21 protein-coding genes are annotated in these 25825 nt (G+C 65.9%); 10 read left to right on the top strand and 11 right to left on the bottom strand.

Features of this window, described 5'->3' with window-relative positions; translation table 11 throughout:
- Positions 1-376 precede the first annotated feature (376 nt).
- The 4 genes from ACE04A_RS10485 to ACE04A_RS10470 are packed head-to-tail and all read left to right on the top strand — an operon-like array spanning position 377 to position 5854.
- Positions 377-1579: an efflux RND transporter periplasmic adaptor subunit gene (locus tag ACE04A_RS10485; RefSeq protein ID WP_448715878.1), complete on the top strand. Its 1203-nt coding sequence runs from the start codon at positions 377-379 to the stop codon at positions 1577-1579.
- 1 nt (position 1580) lies between these two features.
- Entirely contained in the window at positions 1581-3539 is a 1959-nt protein-coding gene (locus ACE04A_RS10480; RefSeq protein ID WP_438859526.1) for a MacB family efflux pump subunit, read from the top strand.
- A gap of 5 nt (positions 3540-3544) precedes the next feature.
- Positions 3545-4966 carry an efflux transporter outer membrane subunit gene (locus ACE04A_RS10475; RefSeq protein WP_259252392.1) on the top strand — a complete coding sequence of 474 codons (1422 nt, stop codon included), beginning with the start codon at positions 3545-3547 and terminating at the stop codon, positions 4964-4966.
- Between the two features lie 48 nt (positions 4967-5014).
- The gene (locus ACE04A_RS10470) at positions 5015-5854 is read left to right on the top strand and encodes a tRNA threonylcarbamoyladenosine dehydratase (RefSeq protein ID WP_448715880.1); all 840 of its coding nucleotides are present in this window, start codon (positions 5015-5017) and stop codon (positions 5852-5854) included.
- Positions 5855-5921: 67 nt separating this feature from the next.
- Here ACE04A_RS10470 and ACE04A_RS10465 read toward each other — a convergent pair whose 3' ends face one another.
- Genes ACE04A_RS10465 through ACE04A_RS10455 form a run of 3 tightly spaced genes read right to left on the bottom strand, consistent with a single transcriptional unit; the run spans position 5922 to position 7964 of the window.
- Positions 5922-6233: a non-heme iron oxygenase ferredoxin subunit gene (locus ACE04A_RS10465; RefSeq protein ID WP_259252664.1), complete on the bottom strand. Its 312-nt coding sequence runs from the start codon at positions 6231-6233 to the stop codon at positions 5922-5924.
- Positions 6234-6249: 16 nt separating this feature from the next.
- A complete protein-coding gene (locus ACE04A_RS10460) occupies positions 6250-6723 on the bottom strand; it encodes an aromatic-ring-hydroxylating dioxygenase subunit beta (RefSeq protein ID WP_268082508.1) in 474 nt (157 codons plus the stop codon).
- A gap of 2 nt (positions 6724-6725) precedes the next feature.
- Complete coding sequence (locus ACE04A_RS10455; protein ID WP_448715881.1) at positions 6726-7964, bottom strand: aromatic ring-hydroxylating dioxygenase subunit alpha; 1239 nt, start codon at positions 7962-7964, stop codon at positions 6726-6728.
- 111 nt (positions 7965-8075) lie between these two features.
- Here ACE04A_RS10455 and ACE04A_RS10450 point away from each other — a divergent pair, with 111 nt between their 5' ends.
- Entirely contained in the window at positions 8076-9014 is a 939-nt protein-coding gene (locus ACE04A_RS10450) for a LysR family transcriptional regulator (RefSeq protein ID WP_448715882.1), read from the top strand.
- A gap of 52 nt (positions 9015-9066) precedes the next feature.
- Here ACE04A_RS10450 and ACE04A_RS10445 read toward each other — a convergent pair whose 3' ends face one another.
- From ACE04A_RS10445 to uvrA, 3 genes are all read right to left on the bottom strand, one after another.
- On the bottom strand, positions 9067-9699 hold the full coding sequence (locus tag ACE04A_RS10445) for an aminotransferase class IV family protein (RefSeq protein WP_259252387.1): 633 nt from the start codon (positions 9697-9699) through the stop codon (positions 9067-9069).
- Between the two features lie 384 nt (positions 9700-10083).
- The gene (locus ACE04A_RS10440) at positions 10084-11220 is read right to left on the bottom strand and encodes an aminodeoxychorismate synthase component I (RefSeq protein WP_485820089.1); all 1137 of its coding nucleotides are present in this window, start codon (positions 11218-11220) and stop codon (positions 10084-10086) included.
- Positions 11221-11225: 5 nt separating this feature from the next.
- Positions 11226-17006 (bottom strand): excinuclease ABC subunit UvrA, encoded by a 5781-nt coding sequence (gene uvrA, locus ACE04A_RS10435; RefSeq protein ID WP_485820088.1) that lies wholly within the window; start codon positions 17004-17006, stop codon positions 11226-11228.
- Positions 17007-17260: 254 nt separating this feature from the next.
- Here uvrA and ACE04A_RS10430 point away from each other — a divergent pair, with 254 nt between their 5' ends.
- Genes ACE04A_RS10430 through ACE04A_RS10420 form a run of 3 tightly spaced genes read left to right on the top strand, consistent with a single transcriptional unit; the run spans position 17261 to position 19647 of the window.
- On the top strand, positions 17261-18046 hold the full coding sequence (locus ACE04A_RS10430) for an IclR family transcriptional regulator (protein ID WP_485820087.1): 786 nt from the start codon (positions 17261-17263) through the stop codon (positions 18044-18046).
- Between the two features lie 22 nt (positions 18047-18068).
- Entirely contained in the window at positions 18069-18716 is a 648-nt protein-coding gene (locus tag ACE04A_RS10425) for a bifunctional 4-hydroxy-2-oxoglutarate aldolase/2-dehydro-3-deoxy-phosphogluconate aldolase (protein WP_100852978.1), read from the top strand.
- Positions 18709-19647: a sugar kinase gene (locus ACE04A_RS10420; protein ID WP_279994767.1), complete on the top strand. Its 939-nt coding sequence runs from the start codon at positions 18709-18711 to the stop codon at positions 19645-19647. Before ACE04A_RS10425 ends, ACE04A_RS10420 begins: the two co-directional genes overlap by 8 nt.
- A gap of 24 nt (positions 19648-19671) precedes the next feature.
- On the opposite strand, the gene ACE04A_RS10415 is transcribed toward ACE04A_RS10420, so the two are convergent.
- Positions 19672-19836 carry a hypothetical protein gene (locus ACE04A_RS10415; protein ID WP_448715887.1) on the bottom strand — a complete coding sequence of 55 codons (165 nt, stop codon included), beginning with the start codon at positions 19834-19836 and terminating at the stop codon, positions 19672-19674.
- On the opposite strand from ACE04A_RS10415, the gene ACE04A_RS10410 reads away from it, so the two are divergent.
- A complete protein-coding gene (locus ACE04A_RS10410) occupies positions 19835-19963 on the top strand; it encodes a hypothetical protein (RefSeq protein WP_006226408.1) in 129 nt (42 codons plus the stop codon). The two genes, ACE04A_RS10415 and ACE04A_RS10410, sit on opposite strands and share 2 nt — an antisense overlap.
- Positions 19964-20084: 121 nt before the next feature.
- On the opposite strand, the gene ACE04A_RS10405 is transcribed toward ACE04A_RS10410, so the two are convergent.
- A complete protein-coding gene (locus ACE04A_RS10405; RefSeq protein WP_448715888.1) occupies positions 20085-21050 on the bottom strand; it encodes a LysR family transcriptional regulator in 966 nt (321 codons plus the stop codon).
- Positions 21051-21274: 224 nt separating this feature from the next.
- Here ACE04A_RS10405 and ACE04A_RS10400 point away from each other — a divergent pair, with 224 nt between their 5' ends.
- Positions 21275-22210 (top strand): glycosyltransferase family 2 protein, encoded by a 936-nt coding sequence (locus ACE04A_RS10400; protein WP_259252380.1) that lies wholly within the window; start codon positions 21275-21277, stop codon positions 22208-22210.
- Here the strand turns inward: ACE04A_RS10400 and ACE04A_RS10395 are convergent.
- Genes ACE04A_RS10395 through ACE04A_RS10385 form a run of 3 tightly spaced genes read right to left on the bottom strand, consistent with a single transcriptional unit; the run spans position 22207 to position 25822 of the window.
- Positions 22207-22992, bottom strand: a complete 786-nt coding sequence (locus ACE04A_RS10395; protein WP_448715890.1) for an ABC transporter ATP-binding protein — start codon at positions 22990-22992, stop codon at positions 22207-22209. The two genes, ACE04A_RS10400 and ACE04A_RS10395, sit on opposite strands and share 4 nt — an antisense overlap.
- Entirely contained in the window at positions 22992-24785 is a 1794-nt protein-coding gene (locus ACE04A_RS10390) for a branched-chain amino acid ABC transporter ATP-binding protein/permease (RefSeq protein ID WP_448715891.1), read from the bottom strand. The genes ACE04A_RS10395 and ACE04A_RS10390 overlap by 1 nt, the downstream gene beginning before the upstream one ends.
- A complete protein-coding gene (locus ACE04A_RS10385; protein WP_447988033.1) occupies positions 24782-25822 on the bottom strand; it encodes a branched-chain amino acid ABC transporter permease in 1041 nt (346 codons plus the stop codon). The genes ACE04A_RS10390 and ACE04A_RS10385 overlap by 4 nt, the downstream gene beginning before the upstream one ends.
- Between the last annotated feature and the right edge of the window lie 3 nt (positions 25823-25825).

Genomic DNA, 25825 nt, shown 5'->3' with positions numbered 1-25825 from the left:
TAACTGCATTCATTCTGTTCGTATCGTCCCCCTATGTCGAGGCGCGCTTTTTTTGCACTGCCGCATAAAGTTCCTGCGCGTGTTAACAAGATAGGCGCCATCTAGGGGCCAAGTTGCGCGCTTACGGTGCAAGATGCGGCAGGTTGGCGGCATGATGGCGGCGGGCGCCGGCGGCGGGTTTCACCCGCGGACCGCTGCCGTTGTATCGTTCTCGCAACGGAACAATCAGATGCGCGTGGCGCCGCGCGGCGCCGCCCTAGTATTTTTTTCCCGTTTCAACCGACGACAGTCCGTTGATTGGCCATCCAGCCCGTTTAGGATGGCGTCCTGGTTCCGAAATAAGGGCGGCGTGGCTCGCCCCTCATCCTCTGGTGCAATGAAAAAGTCCCGCAGTAAGTTCAAACGCTACGCAATCATCGCCGTCGTCATCCTCTTGGGGGTGTGGGGCTTGCGCGCCATGTTCTTCTCGGCGCCGCCGCCCCCCACCTTCGCGGTGGCGGAAGTCAGCCGGGCTAACTTGGAAGACAGCGTGCTGGCCAGCGGCACCATCGACGCCATCGAGCGCGTCAGCGTGGGCGCCCAGGCCACCGGCCAGTTGAAGTCCTTGAAAGTGGAACTGGGCGACCGGGTCAAGAAAGGCCAACTGGTTGCCGAGATTGACGACCTGACCCAGCAGAACGACCTGCGCAACGCCGAAGCCGCCTTGCAGACCCGGCGCGCCGAGCGGGCCGCCAAGGTCGCCATGCTGAAACAGGCCGAACTGGCGTTCAAGCGCCAGCGCCAGATGCTGGCGGCCGACGCCAGTTCGCGCGAAGCCTATGAATCCGCCGAAGCCACGCTGGGCGTGACCCGCGCCGAGATCGCGTCGCTGGACGCGCAGATCGCGCAGGCCGAAATCCAGGTGGATACGGCCAAGGTCAACCTGGGGTACACGCGCATTGTGTCGCCGATTGACGGCATGGTGGTGGCGGTGGTGACCAAGGAAGGGCAGACGGTCAACTCGATCCAGAGCGCGCCCACCATCATCAAGGTGGCCCAGGTGGACACCATGACGATCAAGGCGCAGATTTCGGAAGCCGACGTCACCCGGGTCAAGCCGGGGCTGCCGGTGTACTTCACCATCCTGGGCGAACCCGACCAGCGCTATCACGCCACCTTGCGCGCGGTGGAACCCGCGCCGGACTCCGTCCAGAAAGACGACGCCACCACGTCGATGACCTCGTCCAGCAGCAGCTCCACCACCGCCGCCGTGTACTACAACGGCCTGTTCGATGTGCCCAACCCCGACGAAAAGCTGCGCATCTCGATGACCGCGCAGGTGTTCATCGTGCTGGGCGAAGCCAAGGATGCCGTGGTGGTGCCCGCCTCGGCGCTGGGCAAGCGCGGCGACGATGGCCGCTATGCGGTGCGCGTGGTCCTGCAAGACAACAAGACCGAGGTGCGCCAGGTCAAGATCGGCATGAACAACAACGTCCAGGCGCAGGTGCTGGAAGGGCTTGAGGTAGGCGACCGGGTCGTGTCGGCGGACTCGGCGGCGGCCGGTGCCGCGGCGGCCGGCCCGGCAGCGCCGGGGGCCTGACATGAGCGGTCCGCTGATCGCCCTGTCCGGGGTGCGCCGCGAGTTTCCCGCGGGCGACCAGACCATTGCCGTCCTGAAAGACGTCAACCTGACCATCGAGGCCGGCGAAATGGTCGCCATCGTGGGCGCGTCCGGTTCGGGCAAGTCCACGCTGATGAACATCCTGGGCTGCCTGGACCGCCCGACCCGGGGCGACTACCGCGTCGACGGCCGCAGCACGGGCGAGCTGGACCCGGACGAACTGGCCGAACTGCGTCGCGAACATTTCGGCTTCATCTTCCAGCGCTATCACCTGCTGTCCGACCTGAGCGCGCAGGGCAACGTCGAAATGCCCGCCGTCTACGCCGGCAAGCGCCGCGAGGCGCGCATCGACCGCGCCGACCAACTGCTGGAACGGCTGGGCCTGGGCGACCGCTCGGAACACCGCCCCGGCCAGTTGTCCGGCGGCCAGCAGCAGCGCGTGAGCATCGCGCGCGCGCTGATGAACGGCGGCGACATCATCCTGGCCGATGAACCCACCGGCGCGCTGGACACACACACCGGCCAGGAAGTGCTGCGCATCCTGGAAGAGCTGAACGCCGCCGGGCACACCATCATCATCGTCACGCACGACATGAACGTGGCGCGCCACGCGCAACGCATCATCGAGATCAGCGACGGCGAGATCGTGGCGGACAAGCGCAACCCCGACGCCCCACACCGGGACGCCGCGCGCGACGCGCCGCCCGAATTGCCCAGGCGGCCCGCCTGGCAGTCGTACCTGGACCGCTGCGGCGAAGCCTTGCGCATGGCGCTGTTGTCGATGAACGCACACCGGCTGCGCACGTCGCTGACCATGCTGGGCATCATCATCGGCATTGCCGCCGTGGTGTCGGTGGTGGCGCTGGGCGAGGGCTCGCGGCGCAAGATCCTGGAAGACATCAGCGCCATCGGCACCAATACGGTGGAGGTCTTTCCCGGCAAGGATTTCGGCGACGAGAAAGCCGTGAACATCCGCACGCTGGTCGCGGCCGACGCCGATGCCCTGGCGCGCGAACCCTATGTGGACAGCGTCACGCCGGAAGTCGCCACCAGCAATACGCTGCGCTATCGCAACGTGTCGGTCAACGGATCCATACAGGGTGTGGGCGAACAGTACTTTCGCGTGCGCGCCATCAAGCTGGCAGCGGGCAAGTTCTTCGATGAAACCAGCGTCGTGCGCCGGGCGCAGGAAGTGGTGATCGACGACGGCACGCGGCGGGCGCTGTTCGGCTCGCACACGGAGCCCATCGGGCAGGTCATCTTCCTGGGGTCCATGCCGGCGCGCGTGATCGGGGTGACCGCCAAGAAGGACTCGGTGTTCGGCAATAACGAGTCCCTGAACGTCTGGATTCCGTACACCACCGCCTTATCGCGCGTGTTGGGGCAGCAGCACCTGAAGAGCATCACGGTGCGCGTCAGCGACGCCACGCCGCCCGCCGCCGCCGAGAAGGCCATCGAGCGCGTGTTGATGCGCCGCCACGTGGTGAAGGATTTCTTCGTGTTCAACACGGACGCCATCCGCAAGACCATCGAACGCACCACGGCCACCATGACGCTGCTGGTGTCGCTGATTGCGCTGATTTCGCTGATGGTGGGCGGCATTGGCGTCATGAACATCATGCTGGTGTCGGTCACCGAGCGCACCCGGGAAATCGGCGTGCGGATGGCGGTGGGCGCGCGGCGCAGCGACATCATGCAGCAGTTCCTGATTGAAGCCGTGCTGGTCTGCCTGATCGGCGGGGCGCTGGGCATCATTTTGTCGCTGGCGCTGGGCGTGCTGGTGTCCAAGGCCACCGGCGGCTCGTTCCAGATGATTTATTCCACGGCATCGATGGTGGCGGCATTTACGTGCTCGACGCTGATCGGTGTGCTTTTTGGCTATTTGCCGGCGCGCAACGCGGCGCGCCTGGATCCCGTCGAGGCGCTGGCCCGGGAATGAGGACGATGAAAGCGGTTTCCCTGATTTGCAAACCTGTCGCGCGGACGTTGGCGCTGGCCTTGGCCCTGCCTTTGGCTTTAGCGGGATGCGGCAGCCTGCTGCGCACCGACTACGAGCCGCCGCTGACGCAGACGCCCGCCGCGTGGACCTACGGTGGAGCGGCAGACGGACAGGCCGGCGCGCAAGCCCCCCTGGCAGACGGCGGCGCCTGGTGGCGCAACTTCAACGACCCGGTGCTGAACGGGCTGGTCGACGCCGTTCTGGCGCGCAATAACGACCTGGCCGCGGCCGCCATCCGCGTGCGCCGCGCGCAATACCAGGCGGGCCTGACCGAAGACAAGCTGATCCCGCAGCTAGGCGGCGACGCCAACGTGACGCGCAACCGCAACCTGTATGGCGACCGCGCCATCACGCGCGCCAACCAGGCCCAACTGACCGTCAGCTACGAAGTGGACCTGTGGGGCAAGCTGTCGCGCCAGCGCGATGCGGCGCAATGGGAAGCGTTGGCCACCGAGCAAGACCGCCAGTCCGCCGCCTTGTCGCTGGTGGGCACCACCGCCACGCTGTATTGGCAGACGGCCTTCATCAACCAACGCATTGCCAGCAGCGAGGAAAGCATCGCCTACGCGCGCCGCACGCAAGACCTGGTGCGCGCGCAGTACGCCGCGGGCGGCGCGTCGGCGCTGGAACTGGCCGAAGCCGAGCAGACCGTGGCCAGCCAGCAGGCAGCGCACACCTTGCTGGTGCAGCAGCGCGTGGAATACACCAATGCGTTGACGATTCTGTTCGACGGCCCGCCAGACCGCAGCATGGCCAACCCGCCCCGCCTGCCGGAATATCCGCTGCCCGAGGCCCGCGCCGGCGTGCCGGCGGACCTGCTGGGCCGCCGCCCCGACCTGCGCGCCACCGAGCTGCGCCTGCGCGAGGCGCTGGCCACCGTTGACGCCACCCGCGCCAGCTTCTACCCGCCAGTGACGCTGACGGGCGCGGTGGGCAGCGCCAGCCCCACGCTGTCGAACATGCTGCAAAACCCCGTGGCCACGCTGGGCGTGGGCCTGACGCTGCCGTTCCTGCAATGGAACCAGATGCAGCTGAACATCAAGATCTCGAAGGCCGATTACGAAGAGCGCGTCGTCAATTTCCGGCAGTCGCTGTATCAGGCCATGGCTGATGTGGAAAACGCGCTGTCCAACCGCACCCAGCTGGCCTTGCAGGCCGAGCAGCTTGCGGTGTCGTTGCGCGCGGCGCGCGAGGCCGAACGCCTGTACGAAGTGCGATATCGGGCAGGAGCCGTGTCCTTGAAGGATTGGCTGGACGCGCAGGAAAAGCGGCGCACGGCCGAGATTGCCCGCGACGAGAACGGCCTGAACCGCTTGGTGAACCAGGTGACGGTGTACCGGGCGCTGGGCGGGGATGATGCGGGCTGAGGCTGGGGTTGAAGTTACAAGCTTGATGCCTGCCCTAAAATAGCCGCCATGAACTCGCCCGACCACCCAGCCCCCTCCGCCGACCTGGACCGCCGTTTTGGCGGTCTGTCCCGTTTGTATGGCCCCCAGGCGCCCGCCCGGCTTCAACAGGCGCACGTTGCCGTCGCCGGACTGGGCGGGGTGGGGTCCTGGACGGTCGAGGCCCTGGTGCGTTGCGGCGTGGGCGCGTTGACGCTGATCGACCTGGACCACATTGCCGAATCCAACGTCAATCGTCAGATCCATGCACTGACGTCCACGCTGGGGCAATCCAAGGTCGATGCCATGGCCGAGCGGGTGTTGGAGATCAACCCCGAATGCCGCCTGACGCGCATTGACGACTTTGTGTCGCCCGAGAACGTGGCCGAGGTCTTGCCGGGGCCTTACACCGTCATCATCGATTGCACCGACCAGGCGGACGCCAAGATCGCCATGATTCTGCATGCGCGCGCGCTGGGCGTGCCCATGCTGCTGTGCGGCGGCGCGGGCGGCAAGACCGACCCGCTGGCCTTGCGGGCGGGCGACCTGTCGGCGGCGGTGAACGACGCCTTGCTGGCCAAGCTGCGCAACAAGCTGCGCCGCGAGCACGGCTTTCCCCGCGCGTCCGACCAGAACGGCAAGGCGCTCAAGCGCGTGCCGAAGATGGGCGTGCATGCGCTGTGGTTCGACCAGCCGGCCATTCTGCCGGACGCCTGGACCCGCCCCACCGAGGGCGAAGACGATATGGGCGCGGCGGCGCAGAGCCCCGCGCCGCAGGGTTTGTCTTGCGCGGGTTACGGGGCGGTGGTGACGGTGACCGCGGCCATGGGCATGGCGGCGGCCAACGAAGCGTTGCGGATGGCGATCTGAACGCGGGGCGCCCGGGTTGCTATCGCGGTGGCCACGTGGGCTGCGGCGTCGGTAGTCGCAGCGGCCGCTACATTCCCACGAACACCATCCCGTCTTCGATCCTGACCGGGTAGGTCGCCACGTTGTCGCGCAAGGGTGAACAAAGCGCGCGGCCGTCGCGCACGTCAAAGCGCCCCTGATGCAGCGGGCATTCGATTTCATGGCCGGTCAAGAAGCCATCGCATAAGCGGGCGTTGCCGTGCGTACAGAGGTTGTCGGTGGCGTAGACCTGGCCGTCCACGCCATACAGCGCGATTTCGCGGTCGCCTGCCTGCACGGCGATCACGTCGTCTTCGGGCACATCGGCATGGGCGATGGCCTTGATCCATTGGGTAGTCATAGTCATGGCGGTGATCCTAGATAGGGTAGATAAGCGAATTGGGCACCAGCTCGCTGTCGAAGATGCACAGCCGCGATTCAAACTTCAGCCCGTCCGGCGTGCTGCGCACCACGTCCAGGTAGCGGCCCACGTTGAACACCGTGGTGAACTGGTTGGGCTTGGTGCGAAAGACGGCGTAGTTGGCTTCGGATTCGATGCGGTCACCTTGCACCGACAACACGCGCGGCGCGCCCACCACATGGCGCTGGTAGTAGGGGTCGTGGAAGATCGTTTCGGTGGCGCCGTAGATACGGTCTTTCAACATGGCGCGGCTTTCGAACGCCATGGTGGCCAAGGGATAGCCGCGTTCGTGGTTTTCGCGGGGCAGTACCTTGTAGGTGCAGTCTTCCAAAAAGAAGTCGGGCCATTTCTCCCATTGCTCGGCGTCCAGCGCGGCGGCGTAGTCGGTGTACAGGCAGGTCAGGCGGTAGTAGAGCGGAAAGTCCAGCATCGTCATGCCTCCATCACGCGGCGCCAATACGCATACATGCCGCGTATCAGCGTTTCGGTCACCATGTGGTCGGTGTTCTCGGCGGTCTTGCCGCCCAGTTCCGCCACGCTGCGATGCCACGGTTTCTGTTCAAAACCCGATTGCGAAAATTCAATCACTTCGCCGTCGTCCGCCGATACAAACCCGGCCGGGCCGAACAGGTTGGCCTGGCGCAGCCGCCGGCGCGTCATCTCGGGCGTGTCTTCGGCAAAACCGAAGTGCGTCCAGACGAAGTCAAAGGCGTCGTGGCCCACGGGCTGGATGTGGCGGGTGGATAGCGAATTGACCTGCTGCTGGATGATCACGCTGGGAAACAGCGTCATCAGCACGGCGGTGGGGCCGTTCCACCAGGGCTCCGGCACGATGTCCAGAAAGCGATCGTCGTTCAGCGACATCTGCTCCTTGAAGCTGGACACGCCGCTGGTGACGCTGCCCTTGCCGCCCTGGCCGCGCGTGGAAATCATGGCCGCGTGGCGGAAATGGCGGTCCATCTTGAGTTCCGACCGGTTGTCCGCGCGCCAGAGGCCGAAGGTGACGAACCAGGTGTGCAGCAGGCCGGGGTGATAGGGGTCCTTGATGTTTTCCTGCATCAGCTTCCAGTTGCCCGGGATGCGCTGGCGGCTGTAGCCATGGATGACCAGTTCACGGCCATCGAAGACACGGTCGAAATAGTGCAGGATGTCGGGTCCCAGATAGTCTTCCAGCGATTCGGCGTCGTGGTCGAACGAGGCGAACACCACGCCGTTTCGACAGGCCACCGCCAGCTTGGTCAGGCCGTGGTCTTCGGTCTTGAAATCGGGCGGCATGCCGCCGTTGACCTTGCCGTCTTGTTTGACGCCGCGCCGGAAGGGCACGCCGATCAGGTTGCCTTCCAGGTCGTAATTCCATTGGTGATAGGGGCAGACGAATTCGCTGCGGTTGCCGGCGCGTTCGCGGCAGAACTGCACGCCGCGATGGGCGCACACGTTTTCCACCACGCGCACCTGGCCGCTCTGGTCGCGCAGCAGAATCACCGAGCGCTCGCCGACGGCGGTGCGCTTGAAGTCGCCTGGGTTGGGAATTTCGGCTTCCAGACCGACGTAACACCAGTGCGCCCGGTAGAAGAAGCGTTCCAGCTCGCGCTGGTGCAGCGCGGCGTCGGTGTAGACGCCGAAGGGAATACGGTGGGAACCGTCGCCCTGCCAGGGCGGGTCGATTTGCATGGTTTGTCTCCTATTTTTTATCGCTTCATCATCGGGCAGGCGATGAAATAAATAAATAGAATCTGATCAATAGAAGACATCACCAACATCAATATTGGTGGAGACAAGCGCATGAACCTGAAAGACGTGGACCTGAACCTGCTGGTCGTCTTCAACGAACTGCACAAGCACGGCCGGGTGTCGGCCGCCGCGCAAAGCCTGGGTATTTCGCAACCCGGCGTCAGCAATGCGCTGAGCCGCTTGCGCAAGCTGCTGGGCGATGAATTGTTCCTGCGCACCTCGCGCGGAATGGTGCCGACGCCCTATGCCGAGGCGCTGGCGCAGCCCATTGCGGATGCCTTGGGCGCGTTGCACGGCACGCTGAACGCGCGCGCCGTGTTCGACCCGGCGCGCAGCGAACGGGCGTTTGTGATCGGCGTGAACGATGTGGGCGAAACCTATTTCCTGCCGCGCTTGATGCGGGCCCTGGACACCGCCGCACCGGGCGTCACGATACGCACGGTGCGTACGACGTCGATTGATGTGCGCGATGAAATGGAACGCGGCCGTATCGATCTGGCCATGGGCTTTCTACCCAGTCTGCAAAGCGGCTTCTTTCAACGCAAGCTGTTCAGCCAGCCTTATGTGTGCATCTTTCGGCGCGATCATCCGCTGGCGCGCTCGGGGGTGACGGCCAAGCAATTCCGTGCGGCCGAGCACGTGGCGATTGTGTCCGAGGGCACGGGGCATGGAGTGGTGGACGAGGTGATTGCCCGCGCCGGCATCCGCCGCCGCTTGCGGCTGACGGTGCCGCACTTCATGGCGGTGGGGCCGGTGCTGCAAGCCACCGACATGATCGCGGTGGTGCCGCGGCGCTTTGCCGACTGCGCCTGTACGCCTTTCGGGCTGGCGATGGCGCCCTGTCCGGTGAAGATTCCCGAGTCGGTCATCAATGTGTTCTGGCACGCGCGCAACCACCGCGAGCCGGCCAATCAATGGCTGCGCCAGGTGGTGGTGGAACAGTTCGCGGACCAGGACGGAGGGGGCAGGCTTCCCGCAGCGCGGCGGTGAACGGCAGGGGGAGTCAGGTTTCGCGTCGCGTGGTGGTGAGACGGCAGGGGAGTCAGGTTTCCCGTAGCGTGACGGTGAACCAGCCGCGCAGCGCGTTGGACAGGCGGATTTCGTCGGCCTCGTGCAGGTCGGCCAAGGTCAGTACGCGCTCGCTTGCGTTGGCGGTGTCCAGCAGTTCGCCGCGTTGCACGCCGGGCAGGCAGCCGCTGGATACGGGCGGCGTGTACCAGCGGCCGTCCAGCAGCAGGTAGACGTTGCTGCGGCTGCCTTCGCAGAGCTCGCCGCGTTCGTTCAGGTAGAGCAGGTCAAAAATGTTGGGATGCGCGGGCAGCCATTCGATGGTCTTGGTGTACCAGGGCCGGTGCGTGGTCTTGTAGCGCAGCAGCGGTTCGGAAGACCGCAGCGTTTCGGGCGCCAGCATCACTTCCTGCACGGCGGGCAGCGGAGGCAGCGGGGCGGTCTGGATATGGCGGCTGCCGTCGCGCGCCACCAGCAGGCGCAGGCGGTGCGGGCCCGGCGTGACCAGGCCCATGGCGGCGATCATGATGTCGCCTTCAACGGCGCGCCCGGCCCAGGCATAACCCAGGTCCTTGCAGGCCGCCTCCAGCCGCTTCAGATGGCGCGCCAGCAAGGGCACGCGCTGTTCGGCATCGACCAGGATGGTCTCGATCAATTCGGGTTGCATGGGACGCTCCTGGAAAATCGCGGTTGTGGACCGCGCTCTATGCTACTACCGAGTGGTGGATCGCGGGACATGGTCGTAGGATGGGTGAAGCGCGGCACGCCCGCCCCAAGAACACCTTCGTCAATCGCGCGTAACCCATCAATCGGCGCCGGATACATCGCAAACGCTGCATGATGGGTTACGCGCGGCAACCGCTCGCGTTCTTGCGCACCCCCTCGCGCGCTTCACCCATCCTACGATTGCCATCGCGCCATCGCGCCGTTGCGCCGATGGGCCGATGGGCCGTTGGGCCGTTGCACCGATGCGCCGTTGCGCCGTTGCACCGATGGGCCGCTGCGCCAACACGCCGCTGCGCCCACACGCCGACACGTCGTCGCCCTTCCATCAACCCCGCAATATCCGCGCTTTCCAATGGCATTCCTGCCATTCCTCCGCGGGGTCGGAATCATGCACGATCCCGCCGCCTACGCTATACACGCCGTGGCCGTGCGCATCCAGCACCAGCGTGCGGATCGCGACGTTCAGTGAAAAATCGCCATTCGGCGCCAGCCAGCCGACGCTGCCGCAATACAAGCCGCGCGGGGCGGTTTCCATTTGGCGGATTCTTCGCATTGCAGCCACCTTCGGGGCGCCGGTAATCGACCCGCAAGGAAACAGCGCATGCAACACCGCTTGCAGCCCGGCCCCCGGCGCCTCGGCGGACACCGTGGACGTCATGGTCCACACGGTGGGGTAGCGTTCCAATGAAAACAGCGCATCCACCTTGACCGAGCCCGGCTGCGCCAGGCGGCCCAGGTCGTTGCGCAGCAGGTCCACGATCATCAGGTTTTCGGCGCGGTTCTTCTCGCTGGCCAGCAAGCCCTGGCCCAGGCGCGCGTCTTCGATCGGGTCGGGATGGCGCGGCGCGGTGCCTTTCATGGGGCGGGTCGTCAGCCGCGGTCCCTCACGCCGCACAAATAGTTCAGGCGAACACGACAGCACCGTGCGCTCGCCATCCTGGATGAATGCGCCATGCGCCACCGGGTTGCGCGCGGCAATGCGTCGGTACAAGGTTGCCGGATCACCCTGGTATTGCAGGTCCAGCGGCTGGGTGTAATTGACTTGATACAGCTCGCCGTCTTCGATCAGGCCGCGTATGGCGTCGACCTGGCGCACGTAGTCGGCCTCGGTCATGCGCGGCGTGGGCAGGCTGATGGCGGCGGGGGCGCTGGCGGCGTCCGGCGCGTCCCAGGGGGTGTCGTCCACCTTGCGTTCGAAGACCAGCGCCGTCAGCCGGGGCCGGCCGTCGTCTTGCGGAGGCGTCCAGGGGCCGGCCGGCGCGGCCAGGGCGGCTTCGGGCAGCAGCCATTCACCCAGTTCATAGTCCAGCAACAGGGCCACCCAGCGCCCCTGTTGCCGCGCGGCCTCGATGGCCGCCAGCGCGGGCGCGACGTCGGCGGCGGTGCGCGCTTCGATCCGGGAGCAAAAGCCCTCGAACCGAAACGCGCGGCCGGCCAGCCGGTCTTCAAAACGACAATCCATGCTTGCTACCGCGCTTGATGTGCCAGGAATTCCGTCAGGACACGGCCGGTGTGGGAATGATCGGCCAGGGTCATCACATGTTCCGGCGAGCCTTCGGCCACCAGTTGGCCGCCGCCCGTGCCGCCTTCGGGGCCCAGGTCCAGCAGCCAGTCGGCTTCGGCGATGACGTCCAGATTATGCTCAATCACCACCACCGTATTGCCGGCTTCCACCAGGCGATGCAGCACGTGGATCAGCTTTTCGACGTCGGCCATCGACAAGCCCACCGTCGGTTCGTCCAGCACGTACAGCGTGTGCGGAATGCGCGAGGCGCGGCCGGTCTTGATCAGACCATCGGTCAGACGCGCCTTGGACAGCTCGGTCACCAGCTTGATGCGCTGCGCCTCGCCGCCCGACAGCGTGGGCGACGGCTGGCCCAGCGTCAGGTAACCCAGGCCCACGTCTTGCATCAGTTGCAGCGGGCGATGGATCTTCGGGTGCGCCGCGAAGTAGCCGATGGCGTCATCCACTTCCATGGACAGCAACTCGCCGGCGTTCTTGCCGCGCATCTGCACGCTAAGCGTGTCGCTGTTGAAGCGCGCGCCGTTGCAGGCGTCGCACGGCACTTTGACGTCGGGCAGGAAGTTCATTTCGATGGTGCGCATGCCCTGGCCTTCGCAGATGGGGCAGCGGCCGTCGCCGGTGTTGAACGAGAAGCGCGCCGCCGTCCAGCCGCGCATGCGGGCTTCGCGGGTGTCGGCGAACTGCTTGCGCACGTCGTCCCAGAAGCCCACGTAGGTGGCCGGGCACGAACGCGGCGTCTTGCCGATGGGGGTCTGGTCCACTTCCAGCACGCGGTCGATGGCTTCCCAACCCTTGATGCTCTCGCAGCCGGCCCAACCTGGCGCCTTGCCTTGGGACACGGCTTGCATCAGGTTGTCCAGCAGCACTTCGCGCGCCAGCGTGGACTTGCCGGAACCGGACACGCCGGTCACGACGCTCAAGCGGCCCACCGGAATCTTGGCGTCCACGCTGCGCAGGTTGTGCAGGCGCGCGCCACGAATTTCGATCATGGGCGTGTCGGCCTCGACCGCGCGGCGGCCTTGCAGCGGATGCGCCAGCGGCGTCTTCAGGTAGCGGCCGGTGATGGATTCCGGCGCGTTCATCACGTCTTCCACCGTGCCTTGCGCCACGACCCGGCCGCCACGGATGCCCGCGCCGGGTCCGATGTCGATCACGTGCGAGGCGCGGCGGATGGTGTCGTCGTCATGTTCCACCACCACCAGCGTGTTGCCGTTGCCTTCCAGGCGCGCCAGGGCGTCCAGCAGGATGCGGTTGTCGCGCGGGTGCAGGCCGATGGTGGGCTCGTCCAGCACGTAGCAAACACCTTGCAGGTTGGAACCCAGTTGCGCGGCCAGACGGATGCGCTGCGCTTCGCCACCAGACAGCGTGGGCGCGGCGCGGTCCAGCGCCAGGTAGTTCAGGCCCACTTCCTGCATGAAGTTCAAACGGCCGCGGATTTCGGTGAGGATGTCGCGGGCGATCTCGCCTTCGCGGCCGCGCGCCACCAGTCCGGTGAAGAAGGTGTGCGCGTCCGACACCGGCAGCGACGCCAGTTCGGCAATGGACTTGTCGCGCCAGCGCACGGCGCGCGCCACGCGGTTCAGGCGCTGCCCGTCGCATTGCGTGCAGGCCTTGGCCTCGCCTTCATACCAGGCGTTCCAGGCGGTTTCCTCGCCGGTCTGTTCTTCGTCAAAGCCCTGCAATTGCAGGCCCGTGCCGTAGCAGCCCGTGCACCAGCCGTGCTTGGAGTTGTACGAGAACAGGCGCGGATCGGGTTCGGGAAAGCTGGTGCCGCAAGACGGGCACGCGCGCTTGACCGAAAAATGCTGCTGCTGCAATTCGCTGTTCAGCGCTTCATGCAGCTTGTTCACCGGCCACACCACCGACATCACGCCCTGGCCGTTTTCCAGCGCGCTTTTGACGGCGGCGCGCAGGTCGGCCTCGTTGGCCGGGTCCACCACCACGTCCGCCACGGGCAGTTCGATGGTGTGTTCCTTGTAGCGGTCCAGACGCGGCCACGGGGCCACGGGGATGAACTCGCCGTCCACGCGCAGGTGCGAATGGCCCTTCGAACCGGCCCACTTGGCAAGGTCCGTGTAATAACCCTTGCGCGCGGTGACCAGCGGGGCCAGCAGCCCGATGTGCACGCCCTTGTGGTCGCGCAGCAGGCGCGCCACGATCTGGTCCGTGTTCTGCGGCTCAACGGCCACGTTGCAATCCGGGCAGTATTGCGTGCCCAGCTTCACATAGAGCAGGCGCAGGAAATGGTGGATTTCCGTCATCGTGGCCACGGTGGACTTGCGCCCGCCACGGCTGGTGCGCTGTTCGATGGCCACGGTGGGCGGAATGCCGAAGATGGCGTCCACGTCGGGCTTGCCGGCCGGCTGCACGATGGCGCGCGCGTAGGCGTTCAGCGATTCCAGGTAGCGGCGCTGGCCTTCGTTGAACAGGATGTCGAACGCCAGCGTCGACTTGCCCGAGCCGGACACGCCGGTGATCACGGTGAATTTGTCGTGCGGGATTTCAACGCTGATGTTCTTCAGGTTGTGCTCGCGCGCGTTGCGGATCTCGATGGCCATATTGCCCTGGCGACGCGCGCGCATCACGGATTGCAGCGGCGTGCCGTCGCCCGCGCCACTGGCTTCGTTGTAGGTCGCGGTGGGTTCGGCGATGCGGGCGGTCAGGCCGGCTTGCTCGACTTCCTGCGCGTCGATGTCGCTGGTGACCACCACGTCGGCCGGCAGGATGCTGACTTCGTAATCGCGCAGGGCCGCGCCCGTGTGCGACTTGGGGTTGTCCATCAGGTCCTGCGGCGTGCCCACGCCGATCAGCAGGCCGCCGGCGTCGCCGCCCTCGGGGCCCAGGTCAATCAGCCAGTCGGCCGCGCGGATCACGTCCAGATTGTGTTCGATGACCAGCAGCGTGTGGCCAGCGGCCAGCAGCTTGCGGAACGCGCGCATCAGACGTGCCACGTCGTCAAAGTGCAGGCCGGTGGTGGGTTCGTCGAACAGGAACAGGCTGCCCTTCTTGGCCACCTTGGCGGTGGAAATACCGCTGCGGGCGGCCTCGGCCAAGTGGCCGGCCAGCTTCAGGCGTTGGGCCTCGCCGCCGGACAGCGTGGGCACGGGTTGCCCCAGCCGCACGTATTCCAGGCCCACGTCGGCCAACGGCGCCAGGCCGGTCTGCACGTCGCGCAGGCCCTTGAAGAAGTCCAGCGCTTCGCTGACCGTCATGGCCAGCACTTCGTCGATGGATGCGCTCTTGCCCAGATGTTCGACACGCACTTCCAGCACTTCGGGGCGGAAGCGCTTGCCGTCGCAGTCGGGGCAGCGCAGGTACACGTCCGACAGGAACTGCATTTCCACATGTTCAAAGCCCGTGCCACCGCAGGTGGGGCAGCGGCCGTCGCCACCGTTGAAGCTGAACGTGCCGGCCGTGTACGCGCGTTCGCGCGCCAGCGGGGCTTGGGCGAACAGCTTGCGGATGGCGTCAAAGGCGCCCACGTAGCTGGCGGGGTTCGAGCGCGCGGTCTTGCCGATGGGGGTCTGGTCCACCATGACCACGTCGGCAATCTGTTCGGCGCCCAAGAGGCGGTCGAACGCGCCAGGCGATTCCGACGGCTTGCCCTTTTGCTTCAACAGCGCGGGGTACAGCACGTCCTGCACCAGGGTGGACTTGCCCGAGCCGGACACGCCGGTCACGCAGACGAGACGGCCCAGCGGCAGTTCGACGGACACGTTTTTCAGGTTGTGCGCGTTGACGCCTTCGAGCAGCAGGCGCGGCGTGTTGGCCGCCACCGGCATGGGGCGCGGCGCTTCCACGCGCTGGCGTCCGCCCAGGTAGTTGCCCGTGAGCGTGTCGGCCGCGCGCAGTTGCTTGGGCGTGCCGTCAAAAACGATGTAGCCGCCGCGCTCGCCGGGGCCGGGGCCGATGTCGATGATGCGATCGGCCGCCACCATGACTTGCGGGTCGTGCTCCACCACCACCAGCGTGTTGCCGGCGTTGCGCAAGCGGTGCATGACTTCAACCACGCGGTGCATGTCGCGCGGGTGCAGGCCGATGGACGGCTCGTCCAGCACGAACAGCGTGTTCACCAGCGAGGTACCCAGCGCGGTGGTCAGGTTGATGCGCTGCACTTCGCCCCCGGACAGCGTGCGGCTCTGGCGGTCCAGCGTCAGGTAGCCCAGGCCCACGTCGCACAGGAACTTCAGGCGCGCGCGCACCTCGGTCATGAGCAGGTCGGTGGCCGCGTCCAGCGCGCCCGAGAACGACAGCCCGTCAAAGAAACGCCGCACCCGTTCAATGGGCAGCAGCATCACGTCATGGATAGACAGGCCGCCGATATTGTTGAGTTGGTCGCGCGACCAGTTGGCGCCCACCGGCATGAAGCGCTGATAGCGGCCGTCTTCGGGCGGCAGCACGGTGTCGGCTTCTTCTTTCGTGCCCAGGCGCCACAGCAGCGCGTCGGGTTTCAGGCGCGCGCCGTTGCAGGTGGGGCAGGGCGTGTAGCTGCGGTACTTGGACAGCAGCACGCGCACGTGCATCTTGTAGGCCTTGGTTTCCAGCCAGTCAAAAAAGCGCTGCACGCCGTACCACTGGTGCTTCCAGGCGTCGTTGCCGCCTTTCCAGTCAGGCGTGCCGTACAGCACCCAGTGCTTGTGTTCTTCGCTAAGGCTTTTCCAGGGCACGCCCAGCGGCACGCCCGCGCGCGGCGCGTACTTTTGCAGTTCGTCCTGGCATTCCTTGTAGGAAGGCGTGGTCCACGGCTTGATGGCGCCTTCCATCAAGGTCTTGTTTTCGTCGGGGATGACCAGGCCGAAGTCGATACCGATCACGCGGCCAAAGCCCCGGCACGCTTCGCAGGCGCCCAGCGGGGAATTGAACGAGAAGCTGCTGGGCAGCGGGTCGGTGTATTCGATGTTGCAGTCGGCGCAGTGCAGGCGGTCGCTGTATTTCCAGATATGCGCGTTGTCGCCGTCGGCGTTCACGACGTAGACGGCCAGGTGCCCGGCTCCCATGCGCAGCGCGGTGTCCAGCGCTTCCATCACGCGCTCGCGTTCGGTGCCGGCAAAGCGGAAGCGGTCCTGGATGACGTGCAGGATGCGGCGTTCTTCGCCGGCGTCCTTGGCGGCTTTCGCTTTCTTGGCGCCTTTCGCGGGCTTTGCGACGGTGGCGCGCGGCACGGCGGTTTCCTCGGCGTGCACGCGGGTATAGCCCTGCTGCTCAAGAAAGCCGCGTACTTCGTCTTCGGTGAAGTTGGCGGGCACGGCGATGGGAAAGGTCACCACCAGGCGCGGGTCGCCGGCCACGGCGGCGCGTTCGGCCAGCGAGTGGTAGATGGAATCGGGCGTATCGCGCCTGACCACCTTGCCGCAACCCCGGCAGTACAGCCGGGCGCCGCGCGCGAACAGCAATTTCAGGTGGTCGTTCAGTTCGGTCATTGTGCCGACCGTGCTGCGCGAGCTGCGCACCGGGTTGGTCTGGTCAATGGCGATGGCGGGCAGGATGCCTTCGATGCGGTCAACCTGCGGCTTGTCCATGCGGTCCAGGAACTGGCGCGCATAGGGCGAGAAGGTTTCCACGTAGCGCCGCTGCCCCTCGGCGTAGAGGGTGTCGAAAGCCAGGGAGCTTTTGCCGGATCCCGACACACCGGTCACAACGACCAGTTCGCCGGTGGCAAGGGTAAGGTCCAGGTTCTTGAGGTTGTTCTGGCGTGCGCCAACGATGCGGATTTGGGAGCTCATGGACGGTATCGTAGCCTGAGGTAGGCGCCTGCCCGAGCGATAACCCTTCGCTGGTTCCAAGCGCGGCGATATGGAATAATTGCCTATATTGTGAGGCGCTTGTCCATATTGTGGACAAACTTAGGCGATGTAGCTGTACAAATAAACAGTATCGCAGATTCGTCTGATTTTCGTACTGTCAGCCTTGCGAATTCTGCGGATTCATTGTGGATGGCGCTTTGTCATCACGCATGGGTCTTGATCTGGGGACGAACTTGTTGGAAACCAAGGTCGCGGGCGCCGCGGCGTTTGCGAAATTCATGGCGGTGCTGCAAGCCGTGGCCGACGCGCCCGAGCCGCCCACGGCCGCGCTGCTCGCGCGCACTTGCGGCTATCCGCGTCCCACCGTCTACCGCATCGTGGCGGCGCTGGCCGAGCAGGGCATGCTTACCGAGTCAGGCGGCGCCTATCGCCTGGGCACGCGCCTGATGTCGCTGGCCAGCCGCGCGTGGTCGCAATTTGACCTGCGCGCCGCGTTGGTGCCCGATTTGCAGGCGCTGCGCGACGCCACGGGCGAAACCGTGCATCTGGCCGTGCCCGCCGGCCAAGAAATGATCTATATCGACAAGCTGGAAAGCCCCGGCCCGGTGCGCATGGTGTCGCGCGTCGGCTCGTCGGTGGCCTTGCATTCCAGCGCAGTCGGCAAAGCGTATCTGGCCGCGCTGGATGAGGCCGCCCGCGAACGCCTGCTGCGCGGCCTGGCGCTGCCCGCCCGCATGCCCGGCACCGTCACCAGCCTGCCTGCCTTGCGCGCCGTGCTGGACGAAGCGCGCGGCCGTGGCTACGCCATGGACGACCAGGAAAATGAACCCGGTATCGTCTGCTATGGCGTGGCGCTGTGCGACGCGGCCGGCCGGCCCGTGGCGGGCGTCAGCGTCAGCACGCTGCTGTTCCGGCGCCAGCCTGACCCGCAATCCGCCTATATCGATCCCTTGCTGCGGCTGCGCGATGCCGCCGTGGCCAAACTTGCCGTCTTGCCGGTGTCAGCCGGCGGCGCCTGACCGTCAGCCCCAGAGGAATTCCATGACCGCATCCGCTCCCCTCGCATCGAAGCTTTCCGCCCTGCTGGCAGCCCGGGTCGTGCCCGTGCTGCGCTATACCGACGCCGCTACCGCTGCCTATGCCGCCGAAGTGGCCGTGGCGGCCGGCTGCACCACCCTGGAACTGACCTGGACGATTCCCGGCGTGACCGACTTGGTGCGCGCGCTGCGCGACAAGCACGGCCCCAGCCTGCTGCTGGGCGTGGGCACGGTGCTGGACGAAAGCCAGGCGCGCGACGCGCTGGTGGCCGGCGCCGACTTCCTGGTGTCGCCCGCCTTGGCCACCGACATCGTCGACCTGGCGCACGCCGCCGACGCCCTGTGCCTGCTGGGCGCCTTCACGCCCACCGAAGTGCTGGCGGCCCGCCGCGCGGGCGTGGACGTGGTGAAGGTGTTTCCGGCCGACACCGGCGGCCCCAAGCATCTGGCCGCGCTGAAGTCGGTTTACCCCGACACCATCTTCTGCCCCACGGGCGGCATCACGCAGGACAACATGGGCACGTATTTCGCGGCCGGCGCCGGGCTGGTGGGCATCGGCAGCAATCTGTATGACAAGGCCGCGTTCGCCGCGCGCGACACCGCCGCCCTGGTGGCGCAAATCACCCGCACCCGCGAGGCCGCCCATGGCTGACTTCGATTTCGACATCGTCGCGCTGGGCGAGCCCCTGGTTGAACTGAACCAGACCCACAAGGGCAAGCAGCAGTATCTGCAAGGCTTTGGCGGCGATACGTCCAACGCCGTCATCGCGGCGGCCCGGCAAGGCGCGCGCTGCTCTTATCTGACGCGAGTGGGCAACGACGCCTTCGGCGCGCAATTCCTGGACCTGTGGAAAACCGAAGGCGTGGATACCTCGGGTGTGCAAAGCGATGACGACGCCCATACCGGCCTGTATTTCGTGCAGCACGGACCAGACGGCCACGCCTTCAGCTACCTGCGCCGGGGTTCGGCCGCCAGCCTGATGACGCCGGCGCTGCTGCAAAGCGGCCTGATCGAGCGCAGCCGCTTCCTGCACGTGTCCGGCATCAGCCTGGCCATCAGCACCAGCGCCTGCGACACGGTGTTCGCCGCGATCGAACGCGCCCATGCCGCGCAAACGCAGGTCAGCCTGGATTCCAATCTGCGGCTGCGCTTGTGGCCGGTTGACCGCGCCCGAGCCATCCTGCGCGAAACCATGCGTCAGGCAGACCTGTTCCTGCCCAGCATGGACGACATGCAGCACCTGACCGGCAACAACGACCCCGAACGCACGCTGGACTGGATCCGCGACGGCGGTGCAACCGGCGTGGTGGTGTTGAAGCTGGGTAAGGATGGTTCCATCATCGACGACGGCAAGACGCGCACGCCGGTGGCCGCGCTGCGCGTGGACGCGGTGGACGCCACCGGGGCGGGCGACTGTTTCGCGGGCAGCCTGCTGGCGCGGCGCAGCCAGGGCGATAGCTGGGAAGACGCGGTGCGTTACGCCAACGCCGCGGCGGCGCTGTCCACGCTGGGCTATGGCGCGGTCGACCCGCTGCCCCGGGCTGAACAGGTGCGGGAACGGCTGAAATCGCTGGGCGGCTGAACACCGCCCGGCAGGGAAGGGCAGTTACGGGGACAGATTCAGTTTCGCCCCTGATCGTCCCTTTTCCCTGCCATTGGCGCAGCCTTCAAATTTCAGGCTAAAATGCCAAGTTATCCGAATTTTTTCCGCCAGCCAGATTTCCGGTTGTGCGGTGACTTTTTTCCGCAAAATCAACAGGAGAATCAACATGGCTGAACGCAAACGCGTGCGTCGTAACACCCTGGAACGCCGTTGCCTGGGCAAGGCCTTCAAGCGCTTGTTCGTCAAGTCGCCCAAGGGTGTTTTCAAGATGCTGGAAAAGATCAAGCGCGTCTAATCAACGCTCTTGGTTTTGAAAAATCCCCGCAGGGCTCGCGCCTTGCGGGGATTTTTCTTTGGGGGCGTACTTCGTTGGGGCGTACTTCTTTGGGGCGTACTTCTTTGCGGGCGTTCTTCCATCAACCGCCCGCCGGCCCCAGTTTCGGGGTGATGAAATCCATGAACGCGCGCGTCTTCGCGGGTTGGATGCTTGACGGGAACACCACGTAAATAGAGATCGGGTCCACGGACCAGCCCGGCAGCACCCGCTTGAGCGAGTTGCGCTTGATGATCGGGTCCAGCGCCTGGCAGTGCGGCATGCGCGTGATGGCCAGGTCCAGCCCGGCCAGCATGCCGGCGATGCTCATGTTGTTGGCCGCCAGGTGGCCGCTGACCGGCACCACTTCGCTGATGGTGCCGTTGTGCAGCGTCCAGTGCGAATGGGCGTCGTCGATGGTGGTGCGCAGGCACTGGTGTTGCGTCAGTTCGCCGGGCGTCTTGGGTTCGCCGTGGCGTTCCAGGTAGCGGTCGGACGCATACAGGTAGTTGTCCAGCGACACCAGTTCCTGCACCACGGCGCCGGTCGGACGCCCGGAGGCGCCGCCATTGCCATTGCCGTTGTCGCTCGTGGCGGTGGAAAAGTCCGAGTCGCGGCCAAAGCGCAGCACCACGTCAAACGGCGTGCCTTGCGCGTCGGACGCGGTCATCATGCTCAGATCAAATTCGCATTCCACGTCCGGGTAGCGGTCGGTGAAGTCCTTGATGGTTTCCGGCAGCAGCCAGATCGCCAGGCTGAAGGGCATGGACACGCGCAGGTTGCCCGACGGGCCGCCCGACAGCGACAGCAGTTGTTCATGCGCCAGCCGTGCCTCGTCAATCAGCCCTTGGCAGCGGCGCATATAGGCCGCGCCCGCCTCGGTCAGGTCCAGCCTGCGCGTATTGCGGTTGATCAGCCGCAACCCGATGGCGCGTTCCAGTTCGCTGATGCGCCGCGAGAGCGTGGACGTGGGCATATCCAGCGCGCGCGCCGCCAGGCTGAAGCTCTTGCGCTTGGCAACCTCTACGAACAAGGCGATGTCATTGAGCTGGACGGTCGAAGCTTCCATAGGCATTCCGGTTTTTGGCCGCACGAGTTTACGCCACTCCCGCCCGCGTCCCCATGCAAAAAAAACGCGAAGAGCGCCCAAAAAATCCACGGGTTGACAGATTTGATTGCAAATTTGCATGCCATGGCATCGGTTAGCGGGGGCATATCCCCTACACTTCAGGCGAAAAGAAGCAGACCAAGACCGCAGCGGTGGCACGTCGATCGCAAAGGGGCATAGCAGGCATGACCGATACACCAACGTTTTTCACCGTTCTTACGCCCACCTACAACCGGGCGGGCACGCTGCACCGGGTGTATGAATCGCTTTCCCGGCAGACTTTCAGGGACTTCGAATGGGTGGTGGTGGACGACGGTTCCACCGACAACACGCACGAGTCGATTCTGGCCTGGCAGGCGCGCGCGGATTTCCCCATTCGCTACATCTGGCAGAACAACCAGCACAAGAAAACCGCCTTCAATCGGGGCGTGCGCGAAGCGCAAGGCCAGATGATCGTGGCCCTGGACAGCGACGACGAAATGCCGCCGGACGCGCTGGCCATCTTCAAAGAGGCGTGGGACGCCATCCCGCCCGCGCGCCGCGACTCCTATGTGGCGATCACGGGTCTGTGCGCGCGGCCCGACGGCAGCATCGTGGGCGATCGCTATCCGCAGGACGTGTTCGACAGTACGGCGGTGGACGTGTACTTCCGCTATCGCATCAAAGGCGAGAAATTCGGCTGTATGCGTACCGACATCCTCAGGAAGTTTCCGTTTCCTGAAGACGTGGCCGGTTTCGTGCCGGAAAGCCTGGTGTGGTGGGCGGTGGCGCGCGCGGGGTATCTCAGCCGCTTCATCAACCGCGTGGTGCGCACGTATCACGACACGCCGGGCGGCCTGTCACAAGGCGCCGTCTCGGTGGGCAGCAACGCACAGGGCCTGTATCTGCTGGCCTGGGACATGCTGCAGCATCACCTGGAATTTTTCCGCTACCGGCCGCGCGAATTCATCATGGCGGCCGCGCGGTACACGCGCTTTCGCCTGCACCTGAAGCACTCCGGCGTGCCCACGGCGGTAGGCACGTACCGGCTGACCAACCCCATGGCGACCTTCATGGTGGCGGCGATGTGGCCCTTGGGCTATGCGCTGTACCGCCGCGACCGGCGCCGCGGCGTGGCTTAGGGCGCGGTGGGCGCAGTGGTCGCCGCGGGTGCGGTGGGCACGGCAGGCGCAGGCGCCCCATGCCCCAGGCCCAGATACACCTCGACCACGCGCGGGTCCACCGCCACCTCGACGGCGGGGCCTTCCAGCGTGACGGCGCCCGTTTCCAGCACATAGGCGTAGTCGGCCACTTGCAGCGCCGCGCGCGCGTTCTGCTCGATCAGCAAAATCGACACGCCCATCTCGCGCAGCCGCGCCACGATGCGGAACACTTCGCGCACGATGCGCGGCGCCAGGCCCAGGCTGGGTTCGTCCAGCATCAGCAGGCGCGGCTTGGCCATCAGCGCGCGGCCCACCGCCAGCATCTGGCGTTCGCCGCCCGACAAGGTGCCGGCCAATTGCGCATGCCGCTCTTGCAGGCGCGGAAACAGCTCATAGACTTCCGCCAGCGTCTTGTCCTGGTCGCGCACTCCGCTGCGAAAGCGGTGAAAGCCGCCCAGCATCAGGTTGTCTTCCACCGTCATTTCGGCGAACAGTTCGCGCTTTTCGGGCACCAGGTTCATGCCGGCGGCCACCATTTCCTCGATCTCGGCATGTTCTTGCGGCTTGCCGCCGAAGACGATGTGGCCGGTGGACGGCAGCACGCCCATGATGGCGGACAGCAAGGTGGTCTTGCCCGCGCCATTGGGGCCGATCACGGTCACGATCTGGCCTTCGCCCACCGTCAGGCTGACGCCCGATACGGCTTCCACCTTGTCGTAGGCCACGCGCAGGTCGCGCACTTCCAGCAGATTCGCGCTCATCACTCCACTCCGCCCAGATAGGCTTCAAGCACCGCAGGGTTGTTCTGGATCTCGGCGGGCAGGCCCTCGGCGATCTTCTCGCCAAAGTCCATGACCACCACGCGGTCCACCAGGCCCATCACGAAGTCCATGTCGTGTTCAACCAGCAAGATGGCCATGCCTTCCGCGCGCAGCTTCTTCAGCAGGTCGGCAAGCTCGCATTTTTCTTGATAGCGCAGCCCGGCCGCGGGTTCGTCCAGCAGCAGGATGCAGGGGTCGGACGCCAGCGCGCGCGCGATTTCCAGGATGCGCTGTTGCCCCAGCGCCAGCGAGCCCGCTTCGTCGTGCAGGTGCTTGCCCAGCCCAACCCGTTCGACCTGGCGCGCGGCCTCGGCCAACAGGCGCGCCTCTTCGGCCCGGTCCAGGCGCCAGGCGGCAGGCAGCACGCCGCGATGGCCGCGCAGGTGCGCCCCGATGGCCACGTTTTCCAGCACGCTCATGCGGCCCAGCAAGCGCACGTGCTGGAAGGTGCGCGACAGGCCCAGCCGCGCGATCTTGCGCGCGCCCGCGCCGGCCACGGACTGGCCCAGCAGCGTCACTTGCCCGGACGTGGGCGTGTCCACCCCCGAGATCTGGTTGAACATGGTGCTCTTGCCCGCGCCATTGGGGCCGATCAGCGCCAGGATTTCGCCTGCGCGGATCTCCAGGTTCATGGCGTTGTTGGCGACCAGGCCGCCGAACTTGCGCGTCACGTCCACCGCCTTCAACACCACCTCGCCCCGCGCCGGCATGGGTTTGCGCGGCAGCGGTTCGGCATTCATGTCCAGGCGGCGCACGGGCTTCTTCACGCGGATCCAGCGCGTCAACAGCGGCCACAAGCCACTGCGAGCGCGGTGCAGCAGCAGCACCATGCCGAAGCCGAACACGATGACTTCAAAGTTGCCCGTCTGGCCCAGCACCTTGGGCAGCCAGTCTTGCAGCCATTGCTTGGCCACCGTGAACACGCCCGCGCCGACCAGCGCGCCCCAGACCTGGCCCGCGCCGCCAATGACGGTCATGAACAGGTATTCAATACCCATCTGCAAGCCGAAGGGGTTGGGGTTCACGAAGCGCTGCATGTGGGCGTACAGCCAGCCCGATGCGCAGGCCTGCAACGCCGCGATGATGAAGATCACCATGCGCGAACGCGCCGTGTCCACGCCCATGGATTCCGCCATCACGCGCCCGCCCTTGAGCGCGCGGATGGCGCGGCCTTCGCGCGAATCCAGCAGGTTCTGCGTGGACCACACCGCCAACAGCAGAAAGGCCCAGATCAGGTAATAGATGTTGCCGCCTTCATGCAGCGACCAGCCGAACAGGCTGATGGCGGGAATGTCGGGAATGCCGGTGTGGCCGCCCAGCCCTTCGACGGAGCCGAAAGCGAAGTACAGCGACAAGCCCCAGGCAATGGTGCCCAGCGGCAGGAAGTGCCCGGACAGCTTGAGCGTGATGGCGCCCAGCAAATAGGCGATGACCAGCGTCAACACCAGCCCGGCCAGCAGCGTCAGCCAGGGCGAGGCGCCCAGCCACGCCAGCCACGACGGCAGGGAGTCGGCGCGCGTGGTCAACAGCGCCGTGGTGTAGGCGCCCACGCCCACGAAGGCGGCCTGGCCGAAGCTGGTCAAGCCGCCCACGCCGGTCAGCAGCACCAGGCCCAGCGCCACCTGCGCGTACAGCCCGATGTAGTTCAGCAAGGTCACATAGAAAGGCGGCAGGGCCAGTGGCCCCAGCGCCAAAAGCGCCAAAAACACGAAGAGGATGATGCGGGGATTCATTCGTCTTCTTCCTCGACGTGGTGGCTTTTCAACGAGCGCCAGAGCAGCACGGGAATGATCAGCGTGAAGACGATGATTTCCTTGTAGGCGCTGGCCCAGAACGACGAGAACGCTTCAATCAGGCCGACCAGCACCGCGCCGGCCGCGGCCAGCGGGTAGCTGACCAGGCCGCCGATGATGGCGCCCACGAAGCCCTTCAGGCTGACCATGAAGCCGGAATCGAAATACATGGTGGTGATGGGGGCGATCAAGATGCCCGACACCGTGCCGATCAGCGCGGCCAGAAAGAACGTGGCGCGGCCCGCGAAGATGGGCGAAATGCCCATCAGCCGCGCGCCCAGCCGGTTGAATGCCGCCGCCCGCAACGCCTTGCCGTACATCGAGCGTTCAAAGAACTGATACAGCACGATGATCAGCAAGGCCGACACCGCCACCACCCACAGCGCCTGGCTGTTGACGTTGATGGGTCCCAGCGCCAGGCTGGCTTCGGAAAACGGCGCGGTGCGCGCACCCTCGGCGCCGAAGGCCAAGAGGCCCAGGCCCACCAGCGCCAGGTGCACGGCGATGGACACGATCAGCAGCACCAGCGTCGAGGCCGAGGCGATCGGCTGGTAGAACAGCCGGTACAACTGCGGTCCCATCGGCACCACCAGCAACAGTGTCAGCAAGGCCTGCACGGCCATCGGCAGTTGCGCCAGCGGCAGCCGGTACAGCAAGGCCGCCAGGATCAGCGGGTAGATCGCCTTGGCCGCGATGCGCCAAAGCCCTCGGGACCGGCCCGGGCGCTTGGCCCGGGCCATGAGGTCGGCCACGGCTTCCGCCAGCGCGAACGCCAGCAGCAACCAGACCAGCAGCACGGGCTTGCCGGCCTGGATGGCCGCCATGGTCAGCGCGCCGAAGGCGACGAACTCGCCCTGGGGGATGAACAGCACGCGGGTAACGGTGAAGACCAGCAGGATCGACAACGCCAACAACGCATAGATCGCGCCGTTGGTGATGCCGTCCTGCCCGAGTATCAAGGCGATCTGAGCATTCATGCG

It is taken from the genome of Achromobacter colocynthidis (genome assembly GCF_057334535.1).
Note: the sequence above shows the minus strand (reverse complement) of the source record. Positions and strands in the feature narration are given on the sequence as shown.